The organism is Metaclostridioides mangenotii, from assembly GCF_017873185.1.
In the GTDB taxonomy this organism is placed as follows: domain Bacteria; phylum Bacillota; class Clostridia; order Peptostreptococcales; family Peptostreptococcaceae; genus Metaclostridioides; species Metaclostridioides mangenotii.
The window spans coordinates 424,195-441,513 of record NZ_JAGGJX010000002.1 but is presented as its reverse complement, the minus strand read 5'-3'; the positions used below and the strand labels follow the sequence as shown (position 1 = coordinate 441,513).

Here is a 17,319-nt window from a genome sequence, read left to right as displayed (position 1 = left end):
ATTCTATGTTTGATGATATTCAATTTCTGATCACGAATGTTGGCTTTCCTATCGCTTTGTGTATGTACTTGCTTATTAGGATAGAGGGTAAGTTGGTAGGTCTTAGCGATAGTATTGATAAGTTGGCTATGAGTATATTGGAAATAAAATGAAAATATATAAAGCCATTGAGGAAAATCCTCAATGGCTTTAATTTTAACTATATTTCAACATTTACTTCTATAGTATATGTTTCAAATGGATTCCCACTATCAGCAGCACCATTATATACTTTCACTATTATGTGTCCTTTTGTTATTTTTTTATTAGGTATATTAACTTTTCCACCTGATACAGTTGCTCCAAAATCAGTCTCAACTTTCACTTTCGCAAGTGGTGTTGCACCTATATTAAATGATCCAGACGCTTCTTCTTCACCTGGGGTATATATAACTTTACCACTTTTACCAGATATAGTTAAACCTTCTACAACGTTTTCGCTATTTTCATTTGTAATGTTAAACAAATTATTTATAACATCATATTCACCAGGTGCTTTATCTTTATCATAGTTCAAAGTACCTATAGAATTTGCACTTATTTTTGTTATTTTAGGAGTACTATCTTTAACTACTACGTTAAAAGTATCTTTTAATGATCCCTTGTAATATAGCTTTATACTAGTGCTTGTGCTCTCACTATTACTAGTATTTTTAACTGCTGTCACTGTTATTTTCCCACCACTTTGTGATACTGTTGCAACATCTTCGTTAGAAGACGCTACATAATATCCATTTTCAGGTATTGAAGTCGCAGTTGTATCGATATCAGATACAACTGTATCGTAGAAATAATTTGAATTGTATCTATTTAAATCAAGATCTACAGTTTTATCTCCTACTACATCATATACATCAATTTGATTATCTTTACTAACGCTGTCAACTTGATCAATTTCAAGTTTCCATCTATCAACATCGTTATCCTCTAATTTCTTAGTATTTACATTTAAAGTTGCATATGTTTTATTAGTATCTTTTACAGTAAATGATCCTGATCCTGAATTGACTGCATCAGCTTTTACTTTTACATTTAATTTTCCTTCTTCATTAGTAACTTGTGATTCTTTTTCCACTGGTAATACAATAGTTGCTATTTCTTTTCCATCAGATAAAACTTTTTCTGAACCTTTAAATATTCTTTCACCTTTAATCAGATCGCCATATTGATCTTTAGCTGTTGCTACTACAGTAACCTCTTTATCTAAACCTACATAAACTGTAGATGGTGAAAATGTGAGTGTATTGAATTTTCTAGCTTCTGATGATACTGTTAAATTTATTGTTTTACTTACATTCCCATTTGATACAGTTATAGTTGCAGAACCAGTTGATTGAGCTTTTAGCTCTTTTGTAGTTTGGTTAACACTTATAACTGAACTATTAGATGAAGTCACTTTAAAGTTATCACTTTTTAGAGTATCATTTGATATATCAACAACATTCCCATCAGTATCTTTACCTTTAATATCCACAAGATTAGCAGTTTCATCTACGACTAATTTTGTGCTATCTAATTTTACCAAATTACCTGTTTGAACTTTAAAAGATGTTATTTCACTGTATAAGTTACTTTTATCAACTACCTCAAAGAACAGCTTGTTACTCTTTAACACTTTAGATCCATTTGTTAGAGTTACCTCATAACTATATATCTTTCCTAATTCAAAAGCTTTTTTACCTTCTTCTCCAGAACTAGTTCTTAATTTTCCATTTTCAGATGTCATTGAATTATCAATTGCTAATCCAGTTTTATCATAGAATACCTTGTCATTCGCTTTAAACTCTATTTTCCATCCTAAAGATTTTAACTCATCAATAGATTTTGTTTGAGATCCGTTAACTGTGAATTTAAGGTATTGGATACCTCCCACTGATATTTCTGAAGTAGTAGTTTGAACACTATTTACTTCTGAGCTGTATGTAAATGACAACTCCATAATTTTTCCTAAATTACTTGTAACTTTAACAGAATTAGTTCCACTAAATGCATTATTAAATACTATAGTAGCTTCTGTACCATCAGAATTAACTGTGTAAGAACTAACTGTATTTCCTGATAATGATACTTTAGATTTATCTATAAGATTTAAGTTTGAACCTTTTATTTTAATAGTTTTATAATCTACTACTGATACACTTGTTGCATTAGATTCTGCATCAGCTTGAGTAGCTTTTATTTGATTTACAGAATTAGCAGGTATACCCATACCAATTTGAGTCATCTTACTAAACTTCTTGCTAGCTAATAAAGATTGTTGAGAAGTGTTTATGCTGTTTCCAACTAAAACAATTGGATTACCATTTTTAGCTGCTAAAACACCTGCTGCTAAAGCATCAACTATCTCGTCATTAGTCTTAACAAATCCTGACTTAGCTACATATACATTGTTCCATGAAGCTGCTGTGTAGAATTCTTTTATAACTGCAGCATTAGTGTCGTGTCTGTCTGCTCCACCAAGTCTAGTTTTAGTTCCTGGTAATGTGTTCATAACTGTATCAGACACTGAGTTATTTGATCCTATTACATAAGATTTTGAAACACTTTCTCCGTTTACAAAATCTTTACTTGCTGAACTTAATCCACTATTTTCAGCTAAAAGTATTGGCATTTTTTTGCTTGCCGCTGGTGCTGCAACACTTACAGCGTCAGGAATACCTTTGTCCCCATTTACTACCGCTATTTCAGATACATCTTGTATCTTGTCCAATTCTTTAGCTACAGCTAAACTTGTGTCGTATCTAGATGCTCCACTTATTCTGTTTACTGTTATTCCCATAGCCTTTAGGTCGTTTACTACTTGGTTAGATACTGAATTTACTCCACCAACTATGTCGACATTTTTAACATCCATAGCTTTAAGTCTGTTAGCTGTTGCTGGTGATAGTTTTCCAGCTGCTGTTATTAGTATTGGCGCATTTTTTGAATATGCGTAAGGAGTAGCTGTTAAAGCATCAACTAAGCCTTTTTCCCCATTGATAAGTATCGCACGATCAGATTTTGACCATCCGTTTTCACTTATTTTTATAGCTGTTTCATATCTATCATTTCCACCGATAGTTGTTGACGTTACTTCTGCTGCACTAGCATTAACTGTAAACGATGTTAATACCATCGTAGTGGCAAGTAACTTCGATACGATTTTTTTTCTTTTCAACATTAATTTTCACCCCATATATTAAGATTTTACTTCTTTTACATATTTATTCCATCATGGAATATTATAACTTATTTGGTTGTACATAGCAACAATTCCATATTTTTTCCCTTTTATTTTTGTGGAATTTTAGTGTTTTTGAAAAAACTTTTAAATATTTTACATATGTTCCTGTAACTACCACTGACTTTATTTCTCTTATACATTTTTCTGCAACATGGTATAATTAAAGTAAATAATGGAAAATACCAAATGTTTAGATTATATTTAAAATTGGAGGGATTTGTATGTTTAAAGAAATGAGAAGAAAAGACAGAATGTTAAGTGTTGATGAGGCAAAAGATATCCTAAAGAATTGCGAGTATGGAGTTCTTTCTTCAATAAGCGATAACGGTTATCCATACGGTGTTCCTGTTAGTTATGTTTATTTCAATGATGCTATATATTTCCACAGTGCTAAAACTGGTCACAAAATCGAAAATATTAAAAACAACGACAAAGTATCATTTAATGCAGTCGGTAATACTGAGATACTTCCAGGTGAATTCACTACCAATTACGAAAGTGTAATTGTTTTTGGTACAGCTAGTGAGGCTTTAGATGATGAAAAATACGCTGCTCTAATGGAGCTTATCAATAAATACGATCCTGATTCTAATATTACAGACAAAGGTAAAAAATACATAACAGCTTTAACTGAGCAAACTTATGTGGTAAAAATAACTGTAGATCATATTACTGGAAAATCTAGACGCTAACTTTTAATTATCCTTAAGCTTTTAAAGCTTTTGATTTTAATTAAATACATTAAATTACTTCATAAAATCGTATACTATAAATGATAATTAAAAAGCTGTATCTTAAATATGTAACTTTATTTAGGATACAGCTTCTTAAAATTTAATACTTTCTATTTCCGTTTTTCTTTCTATTTCTTCTATATAGAACTAACCCTGTTGCCGATACGCCTATAACGCCTGCTCCAATTGCCCCATTAGTTTTTGCATCTTCTTTTCCTCTGTCGTATTCCTCTTTAAGGTATTCTTTTGCTCCAAGCACTGCTGTTTCTACTTGGAATTCCTCTCCTTTTAAACCTTTTTGGTAAGCTTTTTCGAGCTCTTTATCTAATCTCTTTTTACCGTTTTCGTACCCGGCTTTATACCATTTAGAGTGTTTTTCATTTTTTATAGAACTTTCTTCTGATTTAGCCTTCTTGATTGCAGCTTTAAATCCTCTTTCGTTAAATTCTTTTTCTATTACTTTTTGGGAACTGTTGTACCCATCTATGTACGCAGCTTTAATTTCTTTATTTATATCCTCTTCAAACTCCATCATAGGTTTGTCTTCAGCGCCGTCTTGCTTTCCAATTGCCTTATACTCTTCTTTTTTCTTAGACTTGTACTCTCCAAAACCTTTCTCGTAACCTTCTTTAAATGATTCTAATAATATCTCTTTTGAATAAGGATTTTCTATATCTTCTCCTGTAACTCCAAGGTTGTACCCTTTTTCAGAAGCTTCTTTAGCGTCCTCTTCTACTTGTTCAAGACCTCTGTTGTACCCTTCATTGTATCCGTTATTATAATTATCTACATAACTTCCTGAATACGACGAAGTGTCACGGCCAGCTCTAGAGTATCCATTTTCATACCCTTTATCAATTCCCTCTTTTTTAACTCTTTCTTTATCTTTTTCCTCTTGTCTGGCTTTAGCTTCTGCTTCCCTCATTGCAGTTTCTTCAGCTCTTCTTTGTTCTGATTCTCTCGAGCTTGCTGAATTTCCAGAAGAACTAGATGATCCAGATGAACTAGATCCGCCGCCTCCATAAGGACATCCATTAGTATGTAAATGTGGACCATAACCATGATGGTAATGATAGCTTCCAAGACCAGACTTGTTCTTATAGTCGTGATGTCCTCCTGAAGAATCTGTCCTTCCAGAGTGAGCAAAAGATATACTTCCAAAACTCATCAAAGAAACAGTCAAGATTACAGCAAAACACCTATTTTTAGATTTTCTCCTCAAAAAATTCACAAAAACTCCCCCAATTCATCCTTAAATTATCTCAAATCATCTCAGATTATACCAATAATTGGTATCCGTTACAAATAAATCGGAAAATATTTAATATACGTAACTCTAATACGGCTAGCTATTATAGCTATAGAAATTACTATATAAAAAATTCATCATTGACAATTAGATAATAAAGCAATATCATAAAATTGACATAAATAAATTATTAACAAACAGTTCTATAAATTAACCAATTGAAGAGGAGATTGTCTATATGAAGATGAAAGGCTTTGCAATGTTGGGAATAGGAAATGTTGGTTGGATCGAAAAAGATGTTCCAAAGTGTGGTAATTTAGATGCAATTGTAAAACCGCTAGCCGTTTCACCATGTACATCTGATATACATACAGTATGGGAAGGTGCAATAGGTGAACGTTCTGATATGATTTTAGGTCATGAAGCTGTGGGTGAAGTTGTAGAGGTCGGAAGTGAAGTTAAGTCCTTTAAAGCTGGGGATAAAGTAATAGTTCCTGCTATTACACCTGATTGGGGATCTCTAGAAGCTCAAGCAGGGTATTCAATGCATTCAGGCGGTATGCTAGCTGGTTGGAAATTTTCTAATTTTAAAGATGGAGTTTTTAGTGAATACTTTCATGTTAATGAAGCTGATGCAAATCTAGCTCTAATTCCTGAAGGTGTTGATGTAGCAGACGCTGTTATGCTAAGTGATATGGTTCCAACTGGATTTCATGGTGTAGAATTAGCTGATGTCCAATTTGGAGATTCAGTTTGTGTAATAGGAATCGGGCCTGTTGGTCTTATGGCTGTTGCTGGAGCAGCGCTTAGAGGTGCTTCTCATTTATATGGAGTAGGTTCACGTGCAAACTGTGTAGCTGCTGCTAAAGAATATGGTGCTACAGATATACTAAACTATAAAGAAGGTGACATAGTTACTCAAATTATGGAAAAAACACATGGTAAAGGTGTTGATAAAGTTATAATTGCAGGAGGAGATAATGATACTTTTGCACAAGCTATAGAAATGCTAAAACCAGGCGGTAGAATAGGTAATGTAAATTATTTAGGTAGTGGCGACTATATAAAAATTCCAAGAGTTGAGTGGGGTTGCGGCATGGGCCATAAAGTAATAGCAGGAGGTTTAATGCCTGGTGGTAGATTACGTATGGAAAAACTAGTATCTTTAATGGAAACAGGAAAGCTTGACACAAGCAAGTTATTAACACATAAATTCAATGGCTTTGACCACATGGAAGAAGCTCTTATGTTAATGAAAGACAAGCCTAAAGATTTAATTAAACCTGTAGTTATACTATAGATTTAATTAAACAAAAAATATAAAACAATATATTTAAGCTATCTAATGTTATAGTTTACAAATAAGTGAACATAACTTAATAATAAAATCATTTAAATTTTTAAGGCGATAGCTATTTAAGCAATCGCCTTTGTTTTTACCCATATTCTTTTATTTATATTTTCCTATCCTATCAATCTAAGTTTACACCTAAATTACGTTCTAATTCATTCCACACATCGATTAATGTATTATCCTCATAAATCAATCGATCCAGCTCATCAATTCTAAGATCTATCTCATTTCGTTCTTTTTCTGACATAAGATTTTCTGGAACGGTGCCTGCTTCTATTTCTAATTCATTAACCGATTCTTCAACACCGAATTCTCTAATCTTCGTTTCTAATTCGTCTCTCTCTTTGAAATTATTTGATTTATCGATAAATATTTTAATCAATTTATCATGAATTTTATTGGTTTCTTCATCCTTACTTCTAAACTTAGAAAATTTCTCTCCCATTTCTTTATACTTTTTTTCATTGATTTTATAACTCTCTAATAGTTTTTGATACTCCTCATTTTCTGGGGTCTTCTCAACGTATTCTTCTTCATCATGTACATACGTATAATCACTAATGTATTTTCTCGATTCATCAAGTACTAAATTGATTCTCTCTTTATATTTCTTATTAGATAATATCTCTACATTTTTGTCTTTTTGATTATTTCCTGTATCATTTTTACTATTACATCCTACCGTAAATACCAACAACAACATCGATGCAACTATTAATATTTTTCTCATAAAAATGCTCCCTCACAATTTAAATTTGTACAAATTCATCTCATTTCACTAAAATTATACCAATGATTGGTATCTATTTCAATTTGATCGGCAAAATTTTCAAAAACGTAAAAAAGAATAGCATGTGTATTGGTGGTCATTTTAAATCTACTTATGACCACCAATACATATGCTATTCTCACTATTCTCTATTTCTATAATTTCAAATACGAATCTCTTTTTTATTAACCATGTACTTTTTAAAATCAAACCTTCTCATACTCACAAGTCTGTATACCTTTTTCTTTGAACTTTCTTTTTTTACTTGTTTAATATGGATCACAAGTGTAATAAGAGCACTCAATGCTACAAATGCGTAGAAGTTTAAAATTCTACTTATAAGCATCGCTGGTATCAGCATACTTCCGGCAAAGAACACCTTGAACATATTCAAAAATCCAGTTTCAGATGCTCCTACTGCTCCTGGAAGTGGAAGTGATGATACAGCAAGCGTTAGTATAGCTTGAACAGCTATTATATCTAATACTCCATATCCTGATAAGTTAAATGCCTTGTAAACGAAGTAAGGTACTAAGAACATCGATGTTACTTGAACTATAGTTATAACACAGACTTTAAACATCAAAGCAGGGTTTTCCTTGATATGCTCTGCTCCTTTTTGGTACTCCAATATCTGCTTATCTACAGCATCCATTGCTTTATCTATATTTTTTACTATCTTAACTTTAGCAAGTATTTTTACTAAAAATATAATTGATGTATTTACAAATTTCTTAGAAAACACTATCCCTATCATTCCACCAATTAGGATTACATTTGAAACTACTCCGTATATTATAAGTATCTTCATAGCTCCAATATCCTCTTTTACAAATGAGTATCTCACTAAAAACATTATTCCGGCGTATAGTAGAGCTACTAGTTGGTGAAAAACAGATAGTATTAAGAGTGTAAGCGATGAATAGGATATATTTATCTTATCCTTATTCATATAATAGACTTGAGCTGGCTGACCTCCAGATGCTGAAGGTGTTATTGCACTGAAGTAAAACCCTACAAATGAATATCCTAGTCCTTTAAACAGTGATACTTTTTGTCCTAGTGATTTCATAATTATATTGATTCCTACAGCTTCACAAGCTAGGTACAAAAACATCATAGAAAATCCGATCAATATATAAACCGGGTTTATTTTTTGAATAACACCTATTAGCGATGCGAATGACTGATCCTTAAAGATGTAATAACTTGTTATCGCCATAAGCAATACCATAAATGTAAGACTTCCTATATATTTATTGTTATTGTTTTTGTTATTTTTTTTAGTAATTGCTTTTGAGATTATATATTTTTTCTTCTTTTCTACTTTTTTGTTCATACTTAGCTCCTTTCTGGTGTAACAAATCTAAATCCAGATGCCTTGAGTTCAGGTAGAGCTATTTTTAAAGCTTCAATCATCCTTCTAGGTGCTCCTTCAGCTCCTCCTGAATTTTCTCCAGCATCGTGGAGACATATTATTGAGTTTCCTTTAATTCTTTTTTTAAGTCTTTCAACTATTACTTCTACTGTTGCATCTTTTTCCCAATCTTCTGCCATTACATCCCAAAGTATAACTTTTAAGTTGTGTTTGTCTGCAAAACTCATTGAAAATATATTTGTATGTCCCCATGGTGGTCTGTAATATTTTACATTAACACCTAATTTTTTCATTATATCTAAACTTTCATAAAAATCTTTTTTAGTATACGAGTAGCTGTACAGCCAAGCATTTTTATGCTCTAAAGAATGTATTGCTACTTCGTGACTTTCATTTAGCATCCTCTCAATTATATCCGGATTTGATTTTGCGTTGTTTGCAACTACAAAGAAAGTTGCCCTCACATTTTGTTCATTTAAAAGATCTAGTAAATCGCTTGTATACCTCGGATCAGGTCCATCATCAAATGTAAGCATGATCTTCTTTTTACCTTTAGTCTTTTTTACTATGTTATTATTATAATGCTTATTGTAGTATGTTGGTAGTACCGAATGTAGTAAAAATATAATAAATATTATAATACATCCTATCGATATAAATTCAATTATATACATCTAGTGCACTCTCCTTGTGACTCGCTATCTAGATAATCCAACATCTCTATTAATCTAAAATCGTCCAAGTCTTCTTTTATAGATTTTAAATTTTTCTTAAATGTATTTAAAAGCTCGTCATCGTAAATAATCTCTTTTATATTATCTATATGTTCTTTTGGATTTTTGCTTAATACTCTTCCTATGTTCTTATCTAGAATAAAAGCTGCGTTATTAATCTCATGTAGTAAAAATGGAGAAAATACAAGTAGAGGAAGTTCGGAATGTATTGTCTCAAACAATGTAATTCCCCCTGGTTTTGTTATTATAAGGTCTGCATCTTCCATATATTTATCTACATGGTTAGTGTACCCTAATACTTCTATGTTTTTGTACATAGAGTGTAACTTGTAGTACATTTTCTCATTATTTCCTGTTATTACTGTTGTTTTTACACCTTCTAAATCGTTTAGATCTTCATAAAATTTATTTAATTTTGGAAGAATTCCAAGTCCGCCTCCCATTATAAGTATGTTTTTTTCGTTTTGGTCTTTATCTTTTCTGTCTGTATTCTTAAATTCTCTTCTAACTGGTATTCCGGTTACTAGTATTTTAGAAATATCTATTCCTTTTTCAATTAATTCATCTTTAGTATATTCATCTGCAACTAAATAGCAATCTGTATTTTTGCTGAGCCATTCTGAATGACTACTTAGATCTGTTATACATGTAAGCAGTGGTCTTTTATCTCCTGTCTTATCTTTGTATTTTGAAACAAGCTGTGAACAAAATGGAAATGTAGATATAATCACAGTTGGCTTTATTTCATCTAAAAGCTCATCTAGTTTTTTTAGAAAATGCTCAAATACAAATGGTGTTGAGTCTATTTTTCCATTTTCTGTAAATCTGTAAAATAAATTATATAGTTTACTTCCTTTATTTACTAGAACATTAAAGGCTTTATACATTGTATCTGTGTATTCTGGCATAATATATTCAAATATATCTTCTACAACTGCTTCAGATCCAAAGTACAAATCCTCTATCTCTTCAGCTAATGAATTAGATGCTGAAAGATGTCCCATACCAAATTTACTTGTTAGAATTAGTACTTTCATATTTCTCATCCTTCCTTTAGCAAAAATGAATTATAAATCTTTATTTACTCGTCGCTTCGACTGAGTTCGATATTTTATGTTTTTTATCGATTAACTTCACTATGTAATATTATCTGCTATATATAATATTTTATTTGCTAAATCTTTAGAAATACTTAATATAATTCTTAAGAATTCTTAATTTTTTTAAAAGCACTGATTTCTAAGTGTTTCAGAGGTTTATATTTTTATTTTATTAATCTCCAGTAGAACTAATCGGAATTCCAATTTCAACCAAAAATTCTTTTTCGTCTTTAAAGATGTTTAAGAAACCATTGTGATTTTTTACTATTTCTTTACAATTTTTTATACCTATACCAAAACTTTCCGATTGATCATTTGATTTAGAAACTTGGTTCGACTGCTTGATAAGCAGAAAATTTTTTGTCATGCTTGCTGAAAATTCAATCGGAGCATTTTTATCTGCATACTTTATTATATTTGAACAAATGTTGGTAAAAATCCTTCTAAATTGTGTTATATCTATATCGATATGTATTTGCTTATGCAATTCATTTTTTACATTTACCTCAAAATTATTTTCCTCTAGATCAAAAGTTGTGTCTAGTATAAGTTGAAATATAAACTCGTTTGCATTGATTCTCTTAATTTCATAATCGATATCTTCCGGCGATGACACAAAATGTATAAACAGATTTTCAGATAGATTCTTAATCTGATAAGCATTTAACCTTGCATTTTCGATGTATTTATCCAACTGCTCTCTGTCTGAATACTTTTCGTCTGCAATTAGATCCAGATAACATATCACTGATGTTAGAGGAGTCCTTATATCATGAGATATAGATGTAACCATATCTCTATTTTTTTGCCTCATTTCACTCTCAAGCAGAAGTTGATCTGTAATCACGCCACTCATTTCGTTTATGCTTTTGGCAAGAGAACTCAGCTCATCATTTCCTTTTACTGGGATTCTGTATTCTAAGCTTCCTGACTCTGCAATCTTTATTCCCTGTTCAATTTTTTTGATGTACTTTATATTTTTGCTAAACAGTAAAAGGAAAGTTGATATAAATGCTATAGCTAAAAAAGCAACTGATGCAGCATTTATAAAGTTTTGATACCTCACGTTAAAAAATGCAGTTATTGTAACTGTCGCAGTTGTATCTTTAAACTTCAAAGAGTAGTTATTCATAAGATCGTTGTTTTGAAGTTCTCTCTGTTCATCTTCATCGGAAATTTTCTTAGGGTAGTTTACTGTGTCGTACAAAATTTTCTTATCTTTGTGTATATTCATATAAACATACCATTTGTCATCATTCCAATAAGATAACATATCTCCATCGCTCGATTTTAACTCGTTGTCATCAATATATAACTGGAGATCATCAACTAATCTTGTTAGACGACTTTGTAAATAGTGCTTTTCTTCAGCGGCTTTAGTGACCGTGTTTTCTAGCATATTATAAAAAGGAACATTTAACATAAAGGCAACTATCACAGACACAACTATATAAAATAGAATCTTCCAACCAAGCCTAGAAGGTTTTAAATGCTTAATCAATGTAGTACCCCTTTCCCCAAGCAGTCTTAATGTACTCAGGATCTTGCCTGTCCTTTTCTATTTTCTTTCTTAAATTCCTTATATGTACCATTATAGTGTTATTTGCTGTGTAAAAATAAGGTTCATTCCAAATACTTTCATAGAGGTTTTTGGACGAAAACACCTTCTTTTTATTTTGAATCATAAGGGCAATCATATCGTACTCTATAGTTGTAAGCGATATATTTTCCCCTTTTAGTTTCACTTCTTTAGTATCTAAATTTATGCTGAGATCTCTTATTATAATTTCCTTAGACTCATCTTCTACATTTTCTACATTTATCCCTTGGTATACATAATATCTTCTGATAAGTGATTTAACTCTAGAAGTAAATTCAGAATAAGAAAATGGCTTAAGTAAATAATCGTCTCCACCTGATGAAAAACCTATAACTTTATCTGATTCCTGGGTCTTTGCTGTTAAAAATAGTATTGGAGCATTAGTTTTTTCTCTAATCTCTCTACATGCTGCAAATCCATTTTTTACAGGCATAACTACATCTAATATTATAAGGTCTACATTTTCATCAACCAAATCTATAGCTTCCTGACCATTGGTAGCTTTTAACACTTTATATCCTTCACTAGAAAGCAGTATATCTACTATTTCAATTATTTCAGGACTATCATCAGCAACTAGAACTGTTTTTTGCAAGTTCTCACTCACCTTATCACCTCTTTACATAAAGTTCACACCAATCTTGTTTATTTTTACAAAACTGTGCGAACTTTTATCTTCATTATATTTATACCATATTCACTTAATTTTTCACAACTCAACAACATTACCTTTTAAGCTGAATAACGATGAAGCTAATTTTCATAAACTCCATAAAACTCTTGTGTTGCATATATAGTCTTATCTGATTTAGTAGACATACCAAATCCCATTATTTTAAATCCCGGATGAAGCATATTTACTCCACCATCTGCTTCACTTCTTTTCCATTGATCCAACATCGACTGCGCTATATTATTTGCATCTCTTTGTGTGTACACGTATTTATCGCCAACTTTATATTTAAATAAATTTTCCCCTTGAACGATTACATGACCTTCTGGGATAGGTGACCAGTCAAGGTACTGCATAAATGTCGAGTAAGAATTTTTTCCATTAATTACATGTGACATTGTATTATTTTTAGCCATTAGTTCCGACCAATCTCCAGCTAGTCCTTCTAGCCTCTTTGCTTGTGAAAGGACACTTTGACCATTTTCTTGTCTATATATATTGATTAAGTTGTATAGATGATCTTTTACCCTCTTATTAAGAGTTGGATTATTTATATCGAAGTAAAATCCTTGTTCATTCGGTTTATTATTTGTAGCTGTATTTATACTTTGTTGAACCGCAACTTTATCGATTCCACCTAGGACTGTAAACTTATCAGAGTTTTTTAGTATACTCTTGTCACTGTTATTATGAACTAGGACAACTGGTTTATTTTTAGCCAGTGGAGATACTGTAAGAGCATCTACAAGGTTGTACGCTTGGCTCAAATAAACCTCGCTATAGTCTTTATAGAACCACTGTATTATCTTTTTATTTGTATCAAATCTGTCTATTCCGCCAAGTCTTTTAGCACCTATATCACTTACAAACTTGTCGCTTAAAGATAGATTAGATCCTATAGCATATCTATTTAGTCCATTTAGATCAAAATCTGTACTTTTTCCTTCAGTAAGGATTATAGGAACCCCATCTCTAGAAGCGACCGAAGATGCACTTATTGCATCGGCTTCTCCTTTATACGCATTTGCAAATATAACTTTGTCTATACTTTTTATTTCTTTAATCTTATTAGCTATAGCTAAACTCGTCTCGCATCTATCTTTACCAGCTAATCTCTCTGTCTCAATACCCTTATCTTTTATCACCGTTTCTACTTGTAAGCTTATAGTATCTTCAGTACCAATTATGTATACTTTTTCAACACCATCTAATTTACTCATAGTCACTGCTGGAATTTGGTTTTGTTTGACAAGAAGTATAGGTGCATTTTCTGCTCCTGCTAAACCACTTGCACTAAGACCATCAGCCAAAGTTTTATCTGAATTTACTATAATCGCGGTCTTATAACTCTGCTTAGAAGCTATTAAAGCGGCTGTTTCGTACCTATCACTTCCCTTTAACTGATCAACTGTCGAAAGTGCATTTGATGAACTCGATGCTCCAATTACAAACGAAAGTGTCAAACCAATTGTTATAATTAATTTTTTATTCTTCATATAGATCCCCCTCATATATCAAGTTGTATACTTATGTATACTTGTTTCCATAGTGCTGATCTCTGCTTCAGATAATTTTAATTTTAGCTTTTTATCCAAATCTTGGATAAAAGAATAAGTCTGTGTTAACCCAACTAACACAGACTTATAATAAAATTATATTACAATTTCCTAAAATTGGCAAAAATTAATAATATAATAGTCATAGGATCATAATTTATATAGATGAAAATGTACAAAAAATAAAGAAGCACCCGAACGGCTATTCGGATGCTTCTAATATAAACTAAAACATTTATTTTATTTAGGATCAACGCCTATAGCCTAAAATGGTTGTTCCTAAAAAATTATAGAGAATCGATCATCTGATGTGCCATTTTAACCAATTGCTCTTGTGTAACATCTGAGTCCATCGCAGTAAACATATAGCTAATTCCATTTTGAGTCCAACTTAATTGTTTAAACTCTGATATCTCTACCTTGTCACTTCCAGAACTAAATATATATTTACCTGACGCCTTATCTTTCTTGTCCTGCTCTGTCATTTTGTAATCCTCTGGTAATACTTTGTATGTAGATGATAAGTAGCTTAAAGAAATATCTCTGTAATTTCCTACATGTTCAGCTTCTTGTGAATCTTCTCCTAAATAACCTTTACTTATATTAAGGCTTATCTTATCTTCACCCTTATTGTAAACAAAATCCACAGCCTCTTGTTCTCCTAAACTATTTCCATTGTCATCAAAAATTTCATTCTTTACTTCATGACCGCTTTTAAACTCATACCCTGTGTCAAATTTCTCAACTAATTTAGGCTCAAACTCTAAATCTTTATTTATTTTATCTGCACTAGGCATTGAATAATACGTCGGTATTACACTTGAACTACTTACTATAGATGCTATCTTACCAGCAGCAAATACAGTTGTCCCAATCGCTAAAGTAGCTATTAATGCAATCATAACTCCCCTTTTTAAAGGTATCCTTCTAAATATTAATCTATTATTCATTTCATTAATCTCCTCTTTATCCGGCAAACAATTTAAGGTATTGTTCACCTTATTATGAAAACTTTCGGGTGGATCAGGAAAGATATTATTCCAATTGTCTTTATTCATAATCTACCTCCATAATCTCTAACCTATTTTTTAATAGTTTTCGTCCTTTTGCCAAACGACTTTTTACGGTTCCGGCAGGTATTTTCAAAATCTGTTTAATTTCTTTTACAGAATAGCCCTCAACATAATAGAGGACAACAGTAATTCTAATTCGCTCAGGAAGTTTTTTAATAGCTAAATACAGCTCACTAAAATCCTCTTCATCCTCAGCCTTTACAAATTCAAAACACTCCTCATAAGATACATTTGCTTGTTCCCTACGCTTCAATCGGTAACATTCATTTAAGAGAATCCTAATAATCCATGTTTTAAAATACTGTTCCTCTTTCAATGTATTTAATTTTTCATAAGCTTTTAAAATTGCACTTTGAACCGCGTCCTCGCAGTCCTGATCTACACTCAGAATAGTCTTAGACACATGATATAAAGTACGTTCAGCTTCAAGGACTCTATCTATAAATAAATTTTTATTCAATTAGCTTCCTACCTTTCCTAGCAAACCGTAGCGCTACTTATTTGCTTCTTCACTAATTAGATGCTCAAGGATGTGAAATGGTTCATTTTATTTTTTTATTTTTAAATTAATTAATTTATCAGTTTTAAGTTTATTAATTTGGTACAAAAAACAAAGCCGGAAGCTCCACCTCCGACTTTATAATAAATATAATTTCTTATTTTCCTCGCGTACTACCGCAAGGATTTACAAACAAAAATGCTCGATCAATTGGATTTCGCGGCATTTTATTTCGCAACGTAACATTGGCATGAAGCCAAATTCAATTGATCGAGCATTTTTGTGGCAAGGCCTTACTATCTTTCGCACTCTTGATTTGCAACCGTACAAGAAGTTTTGCAAGCTGATTGACAAGAAGTTTGACATTCTCCGCATCCACCTTTTTCAGCACTTTGCTTCAAAGTAGCTCCTGATAATGTTTTTATGTGTTTTTTTTCCATGACTATACCTCCATAACGATTATTCTCTACTGATTATAACACAAAATGGTATTTCTGAAAATCTCTATTTGAAGTTGACGCCTAAAACTCCACCAATACCTCCTGCCGCTGTCATTAGAAGGATTCTATAAAGCATTGAAACTTCAAATACAAAATTCTCTTGTACTAGAAAAACAGTCAAAAACACGCATACTATGTACATCATACCAACCAATAAACCATAGAACATACCTTTTTCTTTAATCTTCTTAGACGCATAAAATCCACCAAAGGCTGCAGATATAGTAGTTATAAAAGATGCCGCCATGGTAATGGTCTCTCCACTCATGTTTGTGAATGTCAAAAACAAGTTGTATATTAGAATTATAGCTAAAGTCATAATATATGCAAAACCGAGACCTTTAAAAATATAATTTGATTTTTCCATTAAAAAACCCCCTCCTGAAATAAATATATTCAAGAGGAGGTGTTTAAATTACTTTTCTTCTTTGTCTTCTTTAACTTCTACTTCTTCTTTTCTAGATTCAACAGTTCCTATAGCCCATTTTTGGAATGGTACTTTAGTTCTACTTGGACCTATTTCAAGAGTTAAGTTGTCTTCATCAACTTTAGCAACAGTTGCTATGATTCCTCCTATAGTAGTGACTTTGTCACCTACGTGAAGGTTTTCTCTCATTTCTTTTAGTTTTTTATCTCTTTTCTTTTGAGGTCTCATCAATAAGAAATAGAATAAACCGAATACAACTACCCATACAGCTATTACAGGTATTAGTGATTGTTGTGGCATGTTTTTTTCACTCCTTGTTCTTCATAATTTTATCTTGTTAATTTAAATTATGCCTTTTAAAGCTTTATAGAGTATTATACATTAAATCTATAATAATTCATAGTGCAAAGC

Annotated in this window: 17 protein-coding genes; 3 read left to right on the top strand and 14 right to left on the bottom strand. The window is 31.7% G+C overall.

The window, feature by feature from the left end; all coding sequences use genetic code 11:
- Positions 1–5: 5 nt before the first annotated feature.
- On the top strand, positions 6–152 hold the full coding sequence (locus J2Z43_RS08160) for a YvrJ family protein (protein ID WP_077065772.1): 147 nt from the start codon (positions 6–8) through the stop codon (positions 150–152).
- A gap of 47 nt (positions 153–199) precedes the next feature.
- On the opposite strand, the gene J2Z43_RS08155 is transcribed toward J2Z43_RS08160, so the two are convergent.
- Positions 200–3,199 carry a cell wall-binding repeat-containing protein gene (locus tag J2Z43_RS08155; RefSeq protein WP_209456722.1) on the bottom strand — a complete coding sequence of 1,000 codons (3,000 nt, stop codon included), beginning with the start codon at positions 3,197–3,199 and terminating at the stop codon, positions 200–202.
- Between the two features lie 284 nt (positions 3,200–3,483).
- Here J2Z43_RS08155 and J2Z43_RS08150 point away from each other — a divergent pair, with 284 nt between their 5' ends.
- Positions 3,484–3,954: a pyridoxamine 5'-phosphate oxidase family protein gene (locus J2Z43_RS08150; protein WP_209456721.1), complete on the top strand. Its 471-nt coding sequence runs from the start codon at positions 3,484–3,486 to the stop codon at positions 3,952–3,954.
- 142 nt (positions 3,955–4,096) lie between these two features.
- On the opposite strand, the gene J2Z43_RS15270 is transcribed toward J2Z43_RS08150, so the two are convergent.
- Positions 4,097–5,227, bottom strand: coding sequence for a YHYH domain-containing protein (locus tag J2Z43_RS15270; protein WP_330617485.1), 1,131 nt, complete (start codon positions 5,225–5,227; stop codon positions 4,097–4,099).
- A gap of 256 nt (positions 5,228–5,483) precedes the next feature.
- Here J2Z43_RS15270 and J2Z43_RS08140 point away from each other — a divergent pair, with 256 nt between their 5' ends.
- Complete coding sequence (locus tag J2Z43_RS08140; RefSeq protein ID WP_330617484.1) at positions 5,484–6,545, top strand: NAD(P)-dependent alcohol dehydrogenase; 1,062 nt, start codon at positions 5,484–5,486, stop codon at positions 6,543–6,545.
- Positions 6,546–6,717: 172 nt separating this feature from the next.
- On the opposite strand, the gene J2Z43_RS08135 is transcribed toward J2Z43_RS08140, so the two are convergent.
- The 12 genes from J2Z43_RS08135 to yajC form a co-directional block, all read right to left on the bottom strand.
- Positions 6,718–7,329, bottom strand: a complete 612-nt coding sequence (locus J2Z43_RS08135) for a hypothetical protein (RefSeq protein WP_209456720.1) — start codon at positions 7,327–7,329, stop codon at positions 6,718–6,720.
- A gap of 202 nt (positions 7,330–7,531) precedes the next feature.
- On the bottom strand, positions 7,532–8,707 hold the full coding sequence (locus tag J2Z43_RS08130) for a lysylphosphatidylglycerol synthase transmembrane domain-containing protein (protein ID WP_234926197.1): 1,176 nt from the start codon (positions 8,705–8,707) through the stop codon (positions 7,532–7,534).
- A gap of 2 nt (positions 8,708–8,709) precedes the next feature.
- Positions 8,710–9,420 carry a polysaccharide deacetylase family protein gene (locus J2Z43_RS08125; RefSeq protein WP_209456719.1) on the bottom strand — a complete coding sequence of 237 codons (711 nt, stop codon included), beginning with the start codon at positions 9,418–9,420 and terminating at the stop codon, positions 8,710–8,712.
- Positions 9,411–10,517, bottom strand: a complete 1,107-nt coding sequence (locus J2Z43_RS08120) for an MGDG synthase family glycosyltransferase (protein WP_209456718.1) — start codon at positions 10,515–10,517, stop codon at positions 9,411–9,413. Before J2Z43_RS08120 ends, J2Z43_RS08125 begins: the two co-directional genes overlap by 10 nt.
- A 235-nt stretch (positions 10,518–10,752) precedes the next feature.
- On the bottom strand, positions 10,753–12,081 hold the full coding sequence (locus J2Z43_RS08115) for a HAMP domain-containing sensor histidine kinase (RefSeq protein ID WP_209456717.1): 1,329 nt from the start codon (positions 12,079–12,081) through the stop codon (positions 10,753–10,755).
- Positions 12,074–12,787 carry a response regulator transcription factor gene (locus J2Z43_RS08110; protein ID WP_209456716.1) on the bottom strand — a complete coding sequence of 238 codons (714 nt, stop codon included), beginning with the start codon at positions 12,785–12,787 and terminating at the stop codon, positions 12,074–12,076. The genes J2Z43_RS08115 and J2Z43_RS08110 overlap by 8 nt, the downstream gene beginning before the upstream one ends.
- 146 nt (positions 12,788–12,933) lie before the next feature.
- The gene (locus J2Z43_RS08105) at positions 12,934–14,349 is read right to left on the bottom strand and encodes a cell wall-binding repeat-containing protein (RefSeq protein WP_209456715.1); all 1,416 of its coding nucleotides are present in this window, start codon (positions 14,347–14,349) and stop codon (positions 12,934–12,936) included.
- Positions 14,350–14,696: 347 nt separating this feature from the next.
- A complete protein-coding gene (locus J2Z43_RS08100; RefSeq protein ID WP_234926194.1) occupies positions 14,697–15,359 on the bottom strand; it encodes a hypothetical protein in 663 nt (220 codons plus the stop codon).
- A 100-nt stretch (positions 15,360–15,459) separates the two neighbouring features.
- Positions 15,460–15,942 carry an RNA polymerase sigma factor gene (locus J2Z43_RS08095; RefSeq protein ID WP_209456713.1) on the bottom strand — a complete coding sequence of 161 codons (483 nt, stop codon included), beginning with the start codon at positions 15,940–15,942 and terminating at the stop codon, positions 15,460–15,462.
- Positions 15,943–16,277: 335 nt separating this feature from the next.
- Complete coding sequence (gene scfA, locus J2Z43_RS08090; protein WP_065365606.1) at positions 16,278–16,421, bottom strand: six-cysteine ranthipeptide SCIFF; 144 nt, start codon at positions 16,419–16,421, stop codon at positions 16,278–16,280.
- Positions 16,422–16,485: 64 nt separating this feature from the next.
- Complete coding sequence (locus J2Z43_RS08085) at positions 16,486–16,848, bottom strand: TIGR04086 family membrane protein (protein WP_209456712.1); 363 nt, start codon at positions 16,846–16,848, stop codon at positions 16,486–16,488.
- Positions 16,849–16,896: 48 nt separating this feature from the next.
- A complete protein-coding gene (gene yajC, locus J2Z43_RS08080) occupies positions 16,897–17,208 on the bottom strand; it encodes a preprotein translocase subunit YajC (RefSeq protein WP_209456711.1) in 312 nt (103 codons plus the stop codon).
- Positions 17,209–17,319: the final 111 nt, after the last annotated feature.

Excerpts from the sequence above, each read along its gene's own strand:
- J2Z43_RS08120 (WP_209456718.1), bottom strand. The coding sequence starts at position 10,517 with ATGAAAGTACTAATTCTAACAAGTAAATTTGGTATGGGACATCTTTCA.
- J2Z43_RS08125 (WP_209456719.1), bottom strand. The coding sequence starts at position 9,420 with ATGTATATAATTGAATTTATATCGATAGGATGTATTATAATATTTATT.
- J2Z43_RS08140 (WP_330617484.1), top strand. The coding sequence starts at position 5,484 with ATGAAGATGAAAGGCTTTGCAATGTTGGGAATAGGAAATGTTGGTTGG.
- scfA (WP_065365606.1), bottom strand. The coding sequence starts at position 16,421 with ATGGAAAAAAAACACATAAAAACATTATCAGGAGCTACTTTGAAGCAA.
- J2Z43_RS08085 (WP_209456712.1), bottom strand. The coding sequence starts at position 16,848 with ATGGAAAAATCAAATTATATTTTTAAAGGTCTCGGTTTTGCATATATT.
- yajC (WP_209456711.1), bottom strand. The coding sequence starts at position 17,208 with ATGCCACAACAATCACTAATACCTGTAATAGCTGTATGGGTAGTTGTA.
- J2Z43_RS08135 (WP_209456720.1), bottom strand. The coding sequence starts at position 7,329 with ATGAGAAAAATATTAATAGTTGCATCGATGTTGTTGTTGGTATTTACG.
- J2Z43_RS08150 (WP_209456721.1), top strand. The coding sequence starts at position 3,484 with ATGTTTAAAGAAATGAGAAGAAAAGACAGAATGTTAAGTGTTGATGAG.
- J2Z43_RS08100 (WP_234926194.1), bottom strand. The coding sequence starts at position 15,359 with ATGAATAATAGATTAATATTTAGAAGGATACCTTTAAAAAGGGGAGTT.
- J2Z43_RS08160 (WP_077065772.1), top strand. The coding sequence starts at position 6 with ATGTTTGATGATATTCAATTTCTGATCACGAATGTTGGCTTTCCTATC.
- J2Z43_RS08105 (WP_209456715.1), bottom strand. The coding sequence starts at position 14,349 with ATGAAGAATAAAAAATTAATTATAACAATTGGTTTGACACTTTCGTTT.
- J2Z43_RS08130 (WP_234926197.1), bottom strand. The coding sequence starts at position 8,707 with ATGAACAAAAAAGTAGAAAAGAAGAAAAAATATATAATCTCAAAAGCA.
- J2Z43_RS08155 (WP_209456722.1), bottom strand. The coding sequence starts at position 3,199 with ATGTTGAAAAGAAAAAAAATCGTATCGAAGTTACTTGCCACTACGATG.